The following is a 14,487-nucleotide window of genomic DNA, read 5'->3' on the forward strand; positions in this document are numbered from 1 at the left end:
TCCCAAACGTTCACCTTGGCGCCGGTTTTGCGGTGTGTGACTTCTGCTTGTTTTTCGGGGGAATGAGGACGATATGTCGTACGTGGAGATGCCGGGGGCGAAGGTTCCGATCCGTATGTGGGCGGACCCGGGGTCTGTGGAGGACGTCGCGATGCAGCAGCTCCGCAACGTCTCCACGCTGCCCTGGATCAAGGGTCTGGCGGTCATGCCGGACGTCCACTTCGGGAAGGGCGCGACGGTCGGGTCGGTCATCGCGATGCAGGGTGCCGTGTGCCCTGCGGCGGTCGGCGTGGACATCGGCTGCGGGATGTCCGCGGTCAGGACGTCCCTGACCGCCAACGACCTGCCGGGAGACCTTTCCCGCCTCCGGTCCGAGGTCGAGAAGGCCATTCCGGTGGGCCGGGGGATGCACGACAGCCCGGTGGAGCCTGGGCGATTCCATGGGCTGGCCACTTCGGGGTGGGAGGAGTTCTGGGGGCGGTTCGACGGTGTGGCTGAGGCTGTGAAGTTCCGTCAGGGGCGGGCCACGAAGCAGATGGGAACGCTTGGAGGGGGGAATCACTTTGTAGAAGTTTGTACAAGTGAAAGTGGTTCGGTCTGGCTGATGCTTCACTCCGGATCCAGGAACATCGGCAAGGAGCTTGCTGAGCACCACATCGGCATCGCCCAGAAACTCCCGCACAACCAGGGCTTGATCGACCGCGATCTCGCTGTCTTCGTCGCGGACACCCCCCAGATGGCGGCGTACCAGAACGACCTCTACTGGGCGCAGGAGTACGCCAGGTACAACCGGACGATCATGATGGCGCTCTTGAAGGACGTGGTCCGCAAGGAGTTCAAGAAGGCCCGAGTGGCCTTTGAGCCGGAGGTCAGCTGCCACCACAACTACGTCAGCCGCGAGCGTTACGAGGGCATGGATCTGCTCGTCACGCGCAAGGGGGCCATCAGTGCCAGGGCGGGTGAGTACGGCATCATCCCGGGTTCGATGGGCACGGGTTCGTACATCGTGAAGGGCCTCGGCAACGAGAAGGCCTTCAACTCGGCCTCGCACGGGGCGGGTCGGCGTATGAGCCGTAACGCCGCCAAGCGTCGCTTCTCGACGCAGGACCTGGAGGAGCAGACGCGGGGCGTGGAGTGCCGCAAGGACTCCGGTGTCGTGGACGAGATCCCGAGCGCGTACAAGCCGATCGAGCAGGTCATCGATCAGCAGCGCGACCTCGTGGAGGTCGTGGCGAAGCTGAAGCAGGTTGTCTGCGTCAAGGGATGACGTGCGACAGCGGGAGAGGGTCCGACAAGCTCCTTGTCGGACCCTCCGTTCTTCCTGTGCCCGCGGTTACCCGCCCAAGCTTGGTGAGCCGAGGTCTCGCCACACGGGAACGACCGTGGCCGGTTCGAAGCGGTGTGACCCCTTCGTGCCCGGGAGGATGGTCACGGAATCGAGGAGACCGGAGAGGATCTCGCGTTTCTCACGCAAGCTTGTCCTGTTCCAGGCGGTTCGCGCGTCCATGTGCGGATGCCGCACGGATTGCTGTCCGGCCGTCCACACCTTCTGTTCGTTGACGAGTCGCTTGAGCTCGGCTTCCTCCGACGTCAGTTGTGAGAAATACAGCGCATCACTGATTTCCTCGGCGTACCACTGTTCCTGGAGGAGCGATTTTTGTTGTTGCGCCAGTTCCAGCCGGTGCTCGCCGGGCCAGGGGGCTGTAAGGCGTGCACCGAGTGTGTCCTGTCGGTCCAGGATGTCCAAGGCGTACTGAGTGATCAGATCGTCCACCGCAGGACCTTGCCGACTTACGCGACCGCAGCCACCGTCCACTGCGAGACGGCAGCGGTATACGTACGATTTATCGCTGGGGTGGCCGTGCATCGGTGCGTTGCACGTCTGCCCCTGTGCCGAGGGTCTCCCGCATCGGGTGCGCAGTGAAGCATTTGAGGAAGCGCTGATACGTACGCACATCCCGGTAAAGCCGGTCGTCGGACACGCAGATCACTCCGTCGATCGGATATCCGGCCTGGGTGGCTCTGCCCTTGAGTGCTTCGAGCATTGCGTCGAAGTCGGGACGGGTGACGCCGATTTTGGAGGCTGATTTGTCGTTGTCGACATAGCGGTGAACGATGATCATGCGATGCCGGGCGGCGATGCGCGCACAGTGCTTGGCCTGGTCCTCGACGCCGTGGCCGTCTCTCTTGTGCCTGTCACAGGAGATGCGGCAGTACGCCACAACCAGGAGCCAGCCGGAATCCCGGAGAGCCAGCGCTTCAGGCAGTGATGGTGCCGTACCGGGGAGGCCCCGGAGTTCTGTGAGTAGAAGCTCTACTTCGGCAGGCTCAGGCCTCGCCTTTTTGCGTCGCTTGGTAGGCGCGTTCGAGCGCGCGCTAGTGTCATGTTCAGCCACGGGAAGTACCTGTCTTCCTTGGTGGTCAGGCCCTCGGGTGGGACGGCAATCCCGGCCGAGGGCCGTCGTTTTGATGGTGTGGCGTGAGCCTAGATCGGGCGTTCACGTCTCGCATGAGTGATCTATCCGGTTCACCCTTGTGGGTTATTCGGAGGCGGAGACGCGTGGTTGGAGTTCACGCTGCCCGGATGGCAGAACTCCCGTTGCTGTCCGGCGAGTTGTTGGTTTCCCGCCGATGCCCGTGTCCTCATCGTCGATTGCGATGACTTCGGGATGCGGCGCGGGGTCAATGCCGCCGTTGTCGAGACGATCGAGAGCGGGATCGCGGCTTGGTGCAGTTTGATGGTGCCCTGTGGTGGGACCGAAGAGGCCATGGGGTGGTTGCGGGAGCGGCCCGAGGTTTCGTTCGGGGTCTACAGCTCCCTGTGGACCTTCGTGTTGGAGGCCTGGGCGCGCGGGCGCACGACCAGAAGGTCGATGTTGACGTGGGAGGGGCGGGTGACCGTCCAGGTGATGGTGTCGGCGACGTCCTCGGCAGTGAGGGGCTCGGCCACCCCGGCGTAGACCTTCGCCGCCTTCTCGGTGTCGCCGCCGAAGCGGGTCAGGGCGAACCCGTCGGTCATGACCATGCCGGGGGCGATCTCGATGACCCGGACCGGTGTGCCGACGATCTCCAGGCGGAGGGTCTCCGCGAGGACGTGTTCGGCGTGCTTGGCGGCCACGTATCCGGCGCCGCCCTCGTACGTGCTGTGGCCGGCGGTCGACGAGACCACGACCACGGTGCCGTCGCCGGACGCGGTCAGCGCGGGCAGCAGCGCCTGGGTGACGTTGAGGGTGCCGATGACGTTCGTCTCGTACATCTGGCGCCACTCCGCCGGGTCGCCGGACGCGACCGGGTCGGCGCCCAGCGCGCCGCCGGCGTTGTTGACGAGGACGCCGATCGTTGTGAAGGCGGTGGCGAACTCGTCGACGGCCGTCCGGTCCGTGATGTCCAGCGCGTAGGCCGCCGCCTGGCCGCCCGTCGCGTTGATCTCCTCCGCGAGCGCTTCGATACGGTCCTTGCGGCGGGCGGTGAGGACGACGCGGTAGCCCTCGGCCGCCAGCTGCCGGGCCGTCGCGGCGCCGATCCCGCTGCTCGCGCCGGTGACGACGGCGATGCGGGACGCGGCGGCGGGCGCGGCGGATGCGGCGGCGGTCATGGGCTGCTCCTCGTGAGAGGGGGCGGGCGCGGTGCCGGTACGGGGCCGCTGCTCGCTCGTACGGTCGACTGGTTCACCGGCCAGGATAGGCGGGCGGGGCGCACGGCCCGCCGGTGACCTGGTGCACGGGACGGGAAGTGGTGGGAAAATCGAGGTGGGTGATCCCCTGTGCAGGAGGTGGATCATGGGACAGGCACGTGAGGTCATGGACCGGCTCACGGAGGCCCTGACGACGAACCAGGACCTCAAGCTCATCGGCGAGCTCTACGCGTCGGACGCGGTCGCCGTCACGCCCGACGAGGGAGAGATCCACGGGCGCGACAACATCGTCGAGTACTGGCGGCACATGACGGAGGCGGTCCCCGGGGCGACGTTCGAGACGGTGTACTCGTACGAGATCGGTGACACCGCCGTCGACGAGGGCTTCTTCAGCGGACGGAACACGGGACCGCTGGTGCTGCCCGACGGGGAGACGCTGCCCGCGACGCAGAAGGACATCAGGATCCGCGGATGCGACTGCGCCACCGTGGACTCGGACGGGCGGATCGCCAGTTACCGGCTCTACTTCGACCAGATGGACTTCCTGGGGCAGCTGGGACTGCTGCCCGAAGAACCGCCGGCCTGAGGGTCGTCAGCTCCGCGGCGCGTACATGATCACTGCCATGCCCGCGAGGCAGATCAGCGCGCCCGTCACGTCCCAGCGGTCGGGGCGGAAGCCGTCCGCGACCATGCCCCAGGCGAGGGAGCCCGCGACGAAGACCCCGCCGTACGCGGCGAGGACGCGGCCGAAGTTCGCGTCGGACTGGAGCGTGGCGACGAAGCCGTAGGCGCCGAGGGCCATGACGCCCGCGCCGATCCAGAGTCGGCCGCGGTGTTCGCGCACGCCCTGCCAGACCAGCCACGCGCCGCCGATCTCCAGGAGCGCGGCGAGGACGAACAGGGCGGCGGAGCGGAGGACGGACACGCGGCCACTTTCGCATGCCCGCATCAGCCGGTCGCCGCCCGCACGGCATCTCACCTGATGGGCGGCGCCTGCCGTGCGGCCCAGGTGGCATACATCCGTTGACCCACGGGTCGTGACGAGGACAGAAGAAGCAGCCAGAGACGGACGCCGTCAGAGACAGCAGCAGACCCACGGGTCGACTCGGAGGACATGACACATGCGGATTCTTCGTGCGCCGGCAGCGGCCGCGGTCCTGGCCGTGGCGGCCGCCACCGTTCCGGCCGCCGCCTCGGCTGCTCCCCTCCCGGCCGCCGCGGCGGCGCCCGAGGCCGATCTCGCCTATCACGGGTACCTGTCGATGACCGCAGGGCAGGTGGAGCTGCGGATGACCCCGCAGAACCACGGCCCCTTCGGCGTCGCGGACGCGACGGTGCGGCTGCGCTGGTCGGTGCCTCTCGCGGACGAGCAGCGGCTGCCGGCCGGGTGCGCCCGGGCGGAGGTGCGGGCGGTGCTGTGCCGGACGGGGGCACTGCCGGCGGCGGGCTGGGGGCGGACGGTCACCATGGCGGTACGGCTGAAGGGGGCGCCGTCGGAGGTGACGCTGGGCATCGAGACGGTGTGGGGCGGCGGCGCGGTGGACCGCAACCATCACAACGACCGGCAGAGGGTGCTCGTCCTGGACACCGGGGACACGTACGTGTTCTAGGACCGCTCCCGGTCAGGCCGGCTTTCCCGGCCGGGGTGTCCGGCGGCCGGTGGCGGGGCCGGCCGGCCCCGGTGGGGGAGTCCGGCCGGGCGGGCCCCGGTGGAGCCGTGAACGGCGTCCGCCCCGTGTCCCCCATGGGGCTACGGGGCGCCGGTCCGGGCGTATGCCGTGGGAGGGACCCCCACCGTCGCCGTGAAGTCCCGCACCAGGTGGGCCTGGTCCGCGTAGCCGAGGTCGGCGGCGAGGGCGGCCCAGTCGAGGGCGGGGGTGGACTCGGCGTGCTCCAGGGCCTCGTGGATGCGGTAGCGCAGGACGACCCACTTCGGGCCCACGCCCACGTACGCGGAGAAGAGGCGCTGTATCGCCCGTACCGTCATGCCCTGCTCGTCGGCGAGGTCGCCCACGCGGCGGATCGTACGGTCGGTGCGGATGCGGTCGACCAGGGCCATCGCCAGGTCGGCCCGCGGGTCCGGGGCCGGGCCGAGGCCGAGCAGGAACGCGTCGAGCGCGGCCACGCGGGCGTCCTCGTCGTCCGGGGTGAGGACGGCGTCGATGTCGCCCTGGGTGGCGGGGAGGACCTCGGCGAGGGGCGGGCGCCTGCCCGTCAGGGCCGACACCGGATGCCGTGGCGCGAAGGGGCGGAAGCCTCCCGGCCGGAACTGGACTCCGCAGACCCTGCCCCGGCCCTCCAGCTTCTTCGTGAAGAGCTCCAGGCCGATGCCCGAGACCTCCGCCGTGCCGGGCGGTTCCCCCTCGGCGCCCTGGGTCGCGTACCGCTGGAAGACCACGTTCACCGACGGGTGCGGGACGACGTGGGACGCGTACGGCTCGGGCAGGTCCCAGTCGATCAGCCAGTAGTGCTCCAGGTACGGCCGGAGCGCGGCGGCGGGCTCGCGGCGGCGGAAGCGGACGCGGGAGAAGAGCTCCGGGGCGTCGACGATGCCTCTGGTGTCGCGGCGAGGGGCGGCCATCCCTGGATCGTAGGGCGGGGCACTGACACCGGGCCTCGCCAGGGGAATGCGGAGGGGGGAAGCGGCTCGCGCGCCCGGGAGCGGCGGGCCGGGGAATAGTCGGGCGACGGGCCTCGTTGGCGGGTATAGTTGAATCGTAAACAACCTGCGGAGGATGAGGTAGCCATGCAGTTCGGGATCTTCACCGTCGGCGACGTCACGCCGGACCCCACCACGGGCCGGACCCCGTCCGAGCATGAGCGGATCAAGGCCATGGTCGCCATCGCGCAGAAGGCCGAGGAGGTCGGGCTCGACGTCTTCGCGACCGGCGAGCACCACAACCCGCCCTTCGTGCCGTCGTCGCCGACCACCATGCTCGGCTGGGTCGCCGCCCGCACCGAGAACCTCATCCTCTCCACCTCCACCACCCTCATCACCACCAACGACCCGGTGAAGATCGCCGAGGACTTCGCGATGCTGCAGCACCTCGCGGACGGCCGGGTCGACCTGATGATGGGGCGCGGCAACACCGGCCCGGTCTACCCCTGGTTCGGCAAGGACATCCGGCAGGGCATCAACCTCGCCGTCGAGAACTACGCCCTGCTGTACCGGCTGTGGCGGGAGGACGTGGTGACCTGGGAGGGCAAGTTCCGTACGCCGCTCCAGTCCTTCACGGCCACTCCGCGTCCGCTGGACGGCGTGCCGCCGTTCGTCTGGCACGGCTCGATCCGCTCGCCGGAGATCGCCGAGCAGGCCGCGTACTACGGGGACGGGTTCTTCCACAACAACATCTTCTGGCCGGCCGACCACACCAAGCAGATGGTCGAGCTGTACCGGTCGAGGTACGCGCACTACGGGCACGGCACGCCCGAGCAGGCGATCGTCGGACTCGGCGGGCAGGTGTTCATGCGGCGCAACTCGCAGGACGCGGTGCGGGAGTTCAGGCCGTACTTCGACAACGCGCCGGTGTACGGGCACGGCCCGTCGCTGGAGGACTTCACCGAGCAGACCCCGCTGACGGTCGGCTCACCCGAGCAGGTCATCGAGAAGACCCTGTCCTTCCGGGACTACGCGGGTGACTACCAGCGTCAGTTGTTCCTCGTGGACCACGCCGGGCTGCCGCTGAAGACCGTGCTGGAGCAGATCGACCTGCTGGGCGAGGAGGTCGTGCCCGTCCTGCGCGAGGAGTTCGCCAAGGGGCGCCCGGCCGGTGTGCCCGAGGCGCCGACGCACGCGGCGCGGGTCGCTGCCGCCGCGGCCGGTGCCGGTGCCGACAAGGAGGTGACCGCGTCATGAAGCTGGTCGTCGTCTCGGCGGGGCTGAGCGTTCCCTCGTCCACGCGGCTGCTGGGCGACCGGCTCGCGGCGGCCGTCGTGGGGCGCGTCCCCGCGGCGGCCCCCGCCGAGGGGCCGGTGGCGGTCGAGGTGGTGGAACTGCGAGACCTCGCGGTCGAGATCGCGCACAACCTGACCACCGGGTTCCCCGGGCCCGCGCTCGGTGCCGCGCTGGACGCGGTGGCGTCGGCGGACGGGCTCGTCGTCGTCACGCCGGTCTTCTCCGCCTCGTACAGCGGACTGTTCAAGTCGTTCTTCGACGTGCTGGACCGTGACGCGCTGGGCGGGAAGCCCGTGCTGATCGCCGCGACCGGGGGATCGGCACGGCATTCGCTGGTCCTGGAGCACGCGTTGCGGCCGCTCTTCGCGTACCTGCGGGCGGTGGTCGTGCCGACCGGGGTCTACGCGGCCTCGGAGGACTGGGGCGCGGAGGGCCTCGCCGAGCGGATCGAACGGGCCGCGGGGGAGCTGGCGGGGTTGATGAGCGGCCTGGCGGGCCGGCGGACCGTGCCGTCTGTTCCACCGGCGTTGTCTGTGCCGTCTGTGCCGTATGCGCCGTCTGTGGTGTCCGAGGTGGCCTCGTCGGCCGGGAGCCGCGAGCCGGCGGCGGGGCCCGCTCCGGGGGCCGGCCGGGTGCGGGCCGGGGCCTTCGAAGTGGTGCCGTTCGAGCAGCAGCTCGCCGCGCTGCGTCCCGAGTAGAGGGGGCGCCCGGCCGACCGGGTTACTGGGGTGGCCACCGGTCGGCCGGGCGGGTTCTCGGGGCGTCCCGGGTCGTACAGGGCGACCCGGGACGGCTTCGGGGCGGTCCGGTTGCGCTGTTCGTGCTGTGTCCGCGCGGGCGTGAGGGCTGGGCGCGCGGTCCCCGCGTCCCTGAGGGCGCGGGGCCCGCCCGGCCGCCGTCCGTCAAGGGCCTGCGGTGCTCGTGCCGTTGACCGGTGGGCGGCCGTTCGTCGGCTGTCGCAGTCTGCGGGCCTGGCGCCGGGCCCAGCCGATCGCGCGGGCGCGGGTGCGGGCCCAGGCGCGGCGGCCCCGGGTCGCCCTGAGCTCGGCGAACAGGGTCTCGTAGCGGTCCACGATCGGTTCGGCGTCGTAACGGTGGGAGCTCGCCAGCGCGGCCTCGCCCATCGCCCGCCGCAGCGGCTCGTCCGTGATCAGGTCGAGCATCGCCTCGGCCAGCGAGCGCGAGTCGCCCACCGGGACCAGCCGCCCGTCGGCGCCCTCGGTGATGATCTCGGCGGGGCCCAGCGGGCAGTCCGTGCTGATGACCGGCACCCCGCAGCGCATCGCCTCGACCAGCGTCATCCCGAACGACTCCGCGTCCGAGGCCGAGACCACCAGCGCCGACCTGGCGAACTCCGCCTCGATCGGCGTACGCGGCCCCATGAGGCGGACATGGTCCGCCAGCCCCAGGCCGTCCACGAGGTTCTGGAGGTGTTCACGCTGCGGGCCGCCGCCGTAGATCCGCAGCTGCCAGTCGGGCTCCTTCGAGGCGACCGCCGAGAAGGCCTCTATCAGCAGGTCGAAGCGTTTGCCGGGGACCAGCCGGCCCGCCGCGGCCACCACCTTCGCCGTCCCGTCGCGGGTGATGCCCTCGGGCGCCGGCACGATGTTCGGCACCGCGGCGACCCGCACCCCCGGCAGGGTCATCCGCTGCCGGTACACCTCCGCGTCGGCCTCCGTCGTCGTCACCACCGCGTCCAGCCGGCGGTAGTGCCGGGCCAGCACGCCCCGCAGCCGCTTGCTGTGCGAGTCGTGCCGCAGATGCTCCTGGGCGATCCGCAGGGCCCGCCGCGGCGCGAAGAGGGACACGTAGACGTTGATTCCGGGCCGCGTACCGACCACCACGTCGGCGTCGCAGCCCATGAGGTAGTCGCGGGCCCGCAGATCGGTGAGGCGGGTGTACTGCGCGGACCGCTTGTCGGCGGCGGGGAAGTCCGTGGCCGGCAGCGCGTAGTCGGGCTCCGTGAGGTCGCCGCTGCCGTCCCGTTCGTCCACCAGCGGCACCACCGTGATCCGCGGGTCGATGGTGAACCGCGGCTCGTCCCGGTGCCGCCGCATCGACACGATCTCCACGTCGTGCCGATCGGCGAGCGCCGCCGCCAGGTTGAGCGTCGTACGGACGGTCCCCCCGATGGCGTACGCGTTGTGCAGCAGGAAGACGACCTTCGTACGGCCCATGCGGCTCATTCGCTCTGCGGTCTCCCTGTGTTCCGTACGATCCGTGCGTCCCGTGCGCTTCATGCGGTGCGTGGCCCTCCCCGTCGCGGCGCTCGCCCCTGGCACCCGGGACACAGTGGCTGGGCGAGGTAAGCCACTGGTCCCCGCGGGGTGAGAGCCGGGTAAGAGGCCCGGCCGTACCCCGCTTCAGCAGGTAGTACGTAGACAACGCCTTGGCAGACTGGTTCCGTGCCCCACAATCTGCTGCTCGCCGAGGACGACCGCGCGATCCGCCATGCCCTGGAGCGGGCCCTGACCCTGGAGGGATACGAGGTCGTCGCGGTCGCCGACGGTGTCCAGGCGCTCGCGCAGGCCCATCGCAGCCCGCCCGACGTGCTCGTTCTCGATGTGATGATGCCCGGCATCGACGGCCTCCAGGTCTGTCGGGTCCTGCGCGCCGAGGGCAACCGCACTCCCATTCTGATGCTCACCGCGCTCGTCGAGACAGCGGACCGCATCGCCGGCCTGGACGCCGGGGCCGACGACTACGTGGTCAAACCCTTCGACGTCGAGGAGGTCTTCGCCCGGCTCCGGGCCCTGCTCCGGCGTACGGGCGCTCCCGACGACGTACCCAGCGAACCGCAGCGCATGCCCGACGGCCGGATCGCCGTCGCGGGTCTGCGCATCGACCCGCAGGCCCGCCGGGTCTGGCGCGGCCCGCGGGAGGTCGACCTGACCCGCACCGAGTTCGACCTGCTGGAGCTGCTCGTCCGCAACGCCGGCATCGTCCTCGACCACACCACCATCTACGACCGCATCTGGGGCTACGACTTCGGACCCGGCTCCAAGAACCTCGCCGTGTACGTGGGTTACCTGCGGCGCAAGCTCGACGAGCCGGGCGCGCCCGCACTGATCCACACCGTGCGGGGCGTGGGGTACGTGCTGAGGGAGGACTGAGTGCGGCCCCCGGGCGCGCGGCACGGCCGGTTCGGGCGGTGGGTGGCCCGGGCCCGGCTGTCCTCCCTGCGGACCACCTTCACGGTGTCGTTCGCCGCCGTGGCGGCCGTCGTCACCGTCCTCGTCGGCTTCCTGTCGTACGACGCCGCCGCCCGGCTCGTGCGCGTCGACCAGCAGACGGTGTTCGAGGGTGTCGTGCAGGACCTGCTCGACGAGGTGCGCCAGACCTCCCTGTCGCCCGCGGACTTCGCCACCGCCGACGCGGACGGCGGCCCGCGCGACGAGATCGTCCGGCCGAGCGGCACGGCGGTGCAGGTACTGGGGCCGGACGGGTCCGTCGTCGACCGGGGGCATCCGGCGCTGCCCGTGGGCGCCGACGACCGGCCGCTCGCCGCCGCGCAGCCCGCCGGGCGGCTGGTGGAGCACCGGGACGTCGACGTCGGCGACGACGTCTACCGCGTCGCGACCGTCTCGCTCGGCGGCGGGCGGGGCGCCGTCCAGGTGGCGCAGGAGTTCAGCGGGACCGAGGACCTGCTGCGGGACCTCCAGCAGCGGACCGTGCTGCTGGTGGGCGCCGTCGTGATCGCAGCGGGTCTGTTCGGATGGTGGCTGGCCCGGCGCATCACCTCGCGCCTGGTGCGGCTCGCCGGGGCGGCCGAGGACGTGGCGCGCACCGGGCGGCTCGGCATCCAGGTGCCGGTCGCCGGGTACGACGAGGTGGCCCGGCTCGGCCGCTCCTTCGACCGCATGCTGGGCCGTCTCGCCCAGTCCGAGGACGATCAGCGGCGCCTGGTCCAGGACGCGGGCCACGAGCTGCGTACGCCCCTGACGTCCCTGCGCACGAACATCTCGATGCTCCGCCGCATCGACGAGCTGCCGCCCGCCGTCCGCGAGGAACTGGTCGCCGACCTCGCCCAGGAGTCCCGTGAACTCACCGACCTGGTCAACGAGTTGGTGGCGCTTGCGGCCGGTCAGTCCGAGACCGAGCCGCCGCGGCGGGTCGCCGTCGCCGAGATCGCGGACGACGTGGCGGTGGCGGCACGGCGTCGCACGGGGCGTGCCGTCACGGTCCGCGTGTCCGGCGACACGGTGGTCGAGGGGCGGCCCGCGGCGCTGCAGCGGGCCGTGTCCAACCTGGTCGAGAACGCGGCGAAGTTCGACCGGGACGGAAACGGGCCGATCGAGCTCGTGGTGACCCGCGCCGGGAACACCGTGCGGGTCGAGGTCCTGGACCGCGGGCCGGGCATCGCCGCGGAGGACCTCGACCGGATCTTCGACCGCTTCTACCGCGCGCCGGACGCGCGGAGCCTGCCCGGTTCCGGGCTCGGACTGTCGATCGTCCGGGAGGTGGCGGTCGTCCACGGCGGCGAGCCGTTCGCCGGGCGCCGGGAGGGCGGCGGCTCGGTGACCGGCTTCACGGTCGTCGCCGACGGCTGACGCACGGACGGCCGACGCACGGACGGCTGACGGCTGAGGCGCCTACGTCCGACGCGTGTGCAGGCGGTGCGGGCCCCGGCTCCCTGACCTGCGGGCCGGCCGGGGAAGAGGTGCCTGCCGGTCGGCCGGGGTGTCGCTGGATACACCCCCCGATACGGGTTCTGCGCCCAGTGTGCGCGTGCCGCCCGCTCCGTAGCGTCTTCGTCAGGGCACGGGAAGTGCCCGACGAGGGCGCCGAGGGTGCCCGACCGAGGGGGTACGGACAGTGCCCGACGGAGGGTGACGACGATGTTCCACCGAAACGGCCGACGTACGCAGCACCACGGCACGGGCCCCACCGGGACGGCTCTGCGCCTGGTCAAGGTCAGCAAGACCTACGGGAGCGACGACAGCGCCGTGACCGCGCTGGACGAGGTGACGCTCAGCCTGGCGAGCGGCACGTTCACCGCGGTGATGGGTCCCTCGGGCTCCGGCAAGTCCACGCTGCTGCAGTGCGCGGCCGGACTGGACCGGCCTGACAGCGGCATCGTGATGGTCGACGGCGCGGAGATGACCGGCGGCACCGAGGCCGAGCTGACGAAGTTCCGGCGCAACCGCATCGGCTTCGTCTTCCAGCAGTACAACCTGCTCGACACGCTCACCGTGGCGCAGAACACGGTCCTGCCGCTGAAGCTCGCCCGGCGCCGCGTGGACCGGGCGCGGGTACGGCAGACCCTCACCGCCGTCGGTCTCGGCGACCGCCTCGGCCACCGGCCCGACCAGCTCTCCGGCGGCCAGCGCCAGCGCGTCGCCATCGCCCGGGCCCTGGTGACCGAGCCCAGCGTGATCTTCGCCGACGAGCCGACCGGCGCCCTGGACACCCGCAGCGCGCGGGACGTCCTGCTGCTTCTCCAGGAGGCGGTGCGCGTCCACGGCCGCACGGTCGTCATGGTGACCCACGACCCGGTCGCCGCCTCGTACGCCGACTCGGTCCTGTTCCTCGCGGACGGGCGGCTCGCGGGCGAGATGCACCGGCCGACCGTGGACGCGGTGGCCGAGCGCCTCGCGCACCTCGGCGACGACGTGAGGGCGGGGGCGTGAGCGTGATGTTCACTCTGGCCATGCGTTCCGTCCGGCAGCGCCCGGGGCGCTTCGCCGCGACGCTGTTGTCCGCCTTCCTGGGCGCGACGGTCATCATGACGTTCAACTCGATGCACGACACGGCCGGCGCGCAGGGCGTCGACTCCGTCAGCGCGGAGACCCTGTCCACCGCGGCGGGCGTCGTCGGCGGCTACGGCACCCTCCTGGTGTTCTTCGCCATCGCCTCCACCCTGACGGTGAACGTCCGCCAGCGCTCCGCCGAGATGGAGCTGTTGCGCTGCTCCGGCGCCACCCCCGCGCAGATCAAGCGGATGGTCGTCGGGGAGTCGGTGGCCGTCTCCCTGGTGGGCGCGCTGCTCGCCATCGGTCCCGCGATGCTCGGCGGGCGGGCCCTGCTCGACCTCTTCCAGGACAGCGGACAGGTCGCCGGCTCCGTCGACCACACCTTCGGTCCCATCGCCCTGTACTCGGGCATGGTCGTCACGGTGCTCGCCGCGGCGGGGGCGGCGTTCCTCGCGGTGCGCCGGTCCACCCGTGGGGACCGGCCCCGGAACAGGGGGCGCAGGTTCGTCATCGGCGCGGCCCTGACCCTGGGAGGTCTGTCCGCCTGCTCCACCTTCGCCTTCTCCTCGACCGACGCCGCGCTGATGGCACCGGCGGCGTACGGTTCGATCCTCCTCGCGGTCGGCCTCGCGCTCCTTTCACCGCGGCTGCTGAGGGCTCTGCTCGGCCGGCTGCCCCTGTCGGGCCCGAGCGGCTATCTCGCCGTACGCACCATGCGGGTGCACGCCTCCCAGCTGTCCGGTGTCCTCATGCCCCTGATCCTCTTCACCGGCATGGCCACGGCGACGCTCTACATGCAGGCCGTCGAGAACGACGCCATCGACGCCGCCGGTGTCCCCAAGTCCGTCGACGCGAAGAACCTCGAAACCCTCAACCTCACGGTCGTCGGGATCATCGTGGTCTTCTCCTGCGTCATGCTGATCAACTCGCTGTACGCGGCGACGACCTACCGCCGCAAGGAGTTCGGCCGGCAGCGCCTCGCGGGGGCGACCCCGGGCCAGGTCCTCGGCATGGTCGGCATCGAGTCCCTCGTCCTCACGGTGACGGGCGTCCTCCTCGGTACGGTTGCGGCCCTCGCCGGGATCATCCCGTTCACGGTGGTCCGCACGGACTCGGTCCTGCCGGACCGGGGGCTCGGGATCTGGCTCGGCATCGTGGCGGTGGCCGCGGCGGCGACCCTGGTGACGAGCCTCGTCACGGCACGGCGGGCGCTGCGGGAGCCTGCGGTGGGGGCCGTGTCGCTGGCCGCGTGAATGGTGTGGGCG

The 14,487-nt window shown here is 71.1% G+C and carries 15 protein-coding genes and 1 pseudogene; 10 read left to right on the forward strand and 6 right to left on the reverse strand.

Features of this window, described 5'->3' with window-relative positions; all coding sequences use genetic code 11:
• The first annotated feature begins 73 nt into the window (after window positions 1–73).
• Complete coding sequence (locus tag O1Q96_RS04205; RefSeq protein WP_269246911.1) at window positions 74–1,267, forward strand: RtcB family protein; 1,194 nt, start codon at window positions 74–76, stop codon at window positions 1,265–1,267.
• Between the two features lie 66 nt (window positions 1,268–1,333).
• On the opposite strand, the gene O1Q96_RS04210 is transcribed toward O1Q96_RS04205, so the two are convergent.
• Entirely contained in the window at window positions 1,334–1,774 is a 441-nt protein-coding gene (locus O1Q96_RS04210; protein ID WP_269246912.1) for a hypothetical protein, read from the reverse strand.
• Window positions 1,775–1,844: 70 nt separating this feature from the next.
• Window positions 1,845–2,396, reverse strand: coding sequence for a recombinase family protein (locus O1Q96_RS04215; protein WP_269246913.1), 552 nt, complete (start codon window positions 2,394–2,396; stop codon window positions 1,845–1,847).
• A gap of 273 nt (window positions 2,397–2,669) precedes the next feature.
• On the opposite strand from O1Q96_RS04215, the pseudogene O1Q96_RS04220 reads away from it, so the two are divergent.
• Window positions 2,670–2,762, forward strand: a pseudogene (locus O1Q96_RS04220) (polysaccharide deacetylase family protein); the annotation flags it as partial.
• A gap of 47 nt (window positions 2,763–2,809) precedes the next feature.
• On the opposite strand, the gene O1Q96_RS04225 reads toward O1Q96_RS04220, so the two are convergent.
• Window positions 2,810–3,595, reverse strand: a complete 786-nt coding sequence (locus O1Q96_RS04225) for an SDR family NAD(P)-dependent oxidoreductase (RefSeq protein ID WP_269246914.1) — start codon at window positions 3,593–3,595, stop codon at window positions 2,810–2,812.
• A 184-nt stretch (window positions 3,596–3,779) separates the two neighbouring features.
• On the opposite strand from O1Q96_RS04225, the gene O1Q96_RS04230 reads away from it, so the two are divergent.
• A complete protein-coding gene (locus O1Q96_RS04230) occupies window positions 3,780–4,220 on the forward strand; it encodes an ester cyclase (RefSeq protein WP_269246915.1) in 441 nt (146 codons plus the stop codon).
• Window positions 4,221–4,226: 6 nt separating this feature from the next.
• On the opposite strand, the gene O1Q96_RS04235 is transcribed toward O1Q96_RS04230, so the two are convergent.
• Complete coding sequence (locus O1Q96_RS04235; protein WP_269246916.1) at window positions 4,227–4,559, reverse strand: YnfA family protein; 333 nt, start codon at window positions 4,557–4,559, stop codon at window positions 4,227–4,229.
• A 196-nt stretch (window positions 4,560–4,755) separates the two neighbouring features.
• Between O1Q96_RS04235 and O1Q96_RS04240 the strand changes: the two genes are divergently transcribed.
• A complete protein-coding gene (locus O1Q96_RS04240; RefSeq protein ID WP_269246917.1) occupies window positions 4,756–5,244 on the forward strand; it encodes a hypothetical protein in 489 nt (162 codons plus the stop codon).
• A gap of 140 nt (window positions 5,245–5,384) precedes the next feature.
• Here O1Q96_RS04240 and O1Q96_RS04245 read toward each other — a convergent pair whose 3' ends face one another.
• Entirely contained in the window at window positions 5,385–6,215 is an 831-nt protein-coding gene (locus O1Q96_RS04245; RefSeq protein ID WP_269246918.1) for a helix-turn-helix domain-containing protein, read from the reverse strand.
• Between the two features lie 165 nt (window positions 6,216–6,380).
• Between O1Q96_RS04245 and O1Q96_RS04250 the strand changes: the two genes are divergently transcribed.
• Window positions 6,381–7,490 carry an LLM class flavin-dependent oxidoreductase gene (locus tag O1Q96_RS04250; RefSeq protein ID WP_269246919.1) on the forward strand — a complete coding sequence of 370 codons (1,110 nt, stop codon included), beginning with the start codon at window positions 6,381–6,383 and terminating at the stop codon, window positions 7,488–7,490.
• Window positions 7,487–8,227, forward strand: a complete 741-nt coding sequence (locus O1Q96_RS04255; protein ID WP_269246920.1) for an FMN reductase — start codon at window positions 7,487–7,489, stop codon at window positions 8,225–8,227. The genes O1Q96_RS04250 and O1Q96_RS04255 overlap by 4 nt, the downstream gene beginning before the upstream one ends.
• Window positions 8,228–8,431: 204 nt before the next feature.
• Here O1Q96_RS04255 and O1Q96_RS04260 read toward each other — a convergent pair whose 3' ends face one another.
• On the reverse strand, window positions 8,432–9,715 hold the full coding sequence (locus O1Q96_RS04260; protein WP_269246921.1) for a glycosyltransferase family 4 protein: 1,284 nt from the start codon (window positions 9,713–9,715) through the stop codon (window positions 8,432–8,434).
• Between the two features lie 219 nt (window positions 9,716–9,934).
• Between O1Q96_RS04260 and O1Q96_RS04265 the strand changes: the two genes are divergently transcribed.
• The 4 genes from O1Q96_RS04265 (at window position 9,935) to O1Q96_RS04280 (ending at window position 14,475) form a co-directional block, all read left to right on the forward strand.
• Window positions 9,935–10,642 carry a response regulator transcription factor gene (locus O1Q96_RS04265; protein ID WP_269246922.1) on the forward strand — a complete coding sequence of 236 codons (708 nt, stop codon included), beginning with the start codon at window positions 9,935–9,937 and terminating at the stop codon, window positions 10,640–10,642.
• A complete protein-coding gene (locus O1Q96_RS04270) occupies window positions 10,643–12,079 on the forward strand; it encodes a sensor histidine kinase (protein ID WP_269246923.1) in 1,437 nt (478 codons plus the stop codon).
• A gap of 288 nt (window positions 12,080–12,367) precedes the next feature.
• Window positions 12,368–13,159, forward strand: a complete 792-nt coding sequence (locus O1Q96_RS04275) for an ABC transporter ATP-binding protein (protein ID WP_269246924.1) — start codon at window positions 12,368–12,370, stop codon at window positions 13,157–13,159.
• Between the two features lie 5 nt (window positions 13,160–13,164).
• The gene (locus O1Q96_RS04280) at window positions 13,165–14,475 is read left to right on the forward strand and encodes an FtsX-like permease family protein (RefSeq protein ID WP_269253470.1); all 1,311 of its coding nucleotides are present in this window, start codon (window positions 13,165–13,167) and stop codon (window positions 14,473–14,475) included.
• The last annotated feature ends 12 nt before the right edge of the window (window positions 14,476–14,487 follow it).

The organism is Streptomyces aurantiacus (assembly GCF_027107535.1).
Classification (GTDB): Bacteria; Actinomycetota; Actinomycetes; order Streptomycetales; family Streptomycetaceae; genus Streptomyces.

What these genes read in the sequence shown, in the direction of transcription:
- O1Q96_RS04205 (WP_269246911.1), top strand. Translation starts at nt 74, where the DNA reads ATGTCGTACGTGGAGATGCCGGGGGCGAAGGTTCCGATCCGTATGTGG.
- O1Q96_RS04255 (WP_269246920.1), top strand. Translation starts at nt 7,487, where the DNA reads ATGAAGCTGGTCGTCGTCTCGGCGGGGCTGAGCGTTCCCTCGTCCACG.
- O1Q96_RS04280 (WP_269253470.1), top strand. Translation starts at nt 13,165, where the DNA reads ATGTTCACTCTGGCCATGCGTTCCGTCCGGCAGCGCCCGGGGCGCTTC.
- O1Q96_RS04275 (WP_269246924.1), top strand. Translation starts at nt 12,368, where the DNA reads ATGTTCCACCGAAACGGCCGACGTACGCAGCACCACGGCACGGGCCCC.
- O1Q96_RS04225 (WP_269246914.1), bottom strand. Translation starts at nt 3,595, where the DNA reads ATGACCGCCGCCGCATCCGCCGCGCCCGCCGCCGCGTCCCGCATCGCC.
- O1Q96_RS04240 (WP_269246917.1), top strand. Translation starts at nt 4,756, where the DNA reads ATGCGGATTCTTCGTGCGCCGGCAGCGGCCGCGGTCCTGGCCGTGGCG.
- O1Q96_RS04260 (WP_269246921.1), bottom strand. Translation starts at nt 9,715, where the DNA reads ATGAGCCGCATGGGCCGTACGAAGGTCGTCTTCCTGCTGCACAACGCG.
- O1Q96_RS04245 (WP_269246918.1), bottom strand. Translation starts at nt 6,215, where the DNA reads ATGGCCGCCCCTCGCCGCGACACCAGAGGCATCGTCGACGCCCCGGAG.
- O1Q96_RS04250 (WP_269246919.1), top strand. Translation starts at nt 6,381, where the DNA reads ATGCAGTTCGGGATCTTCACCGTCGGCGACGTCACGCCGGACCCCACC.
- O1Q96_RS04230 (WP_269246915.1), top strand. Translation starts at nt 3,780, where the DNA reads ATGGGACAGGCACGTGAGGTCATGGACCGGCTCACGGAGGCCCTGACG.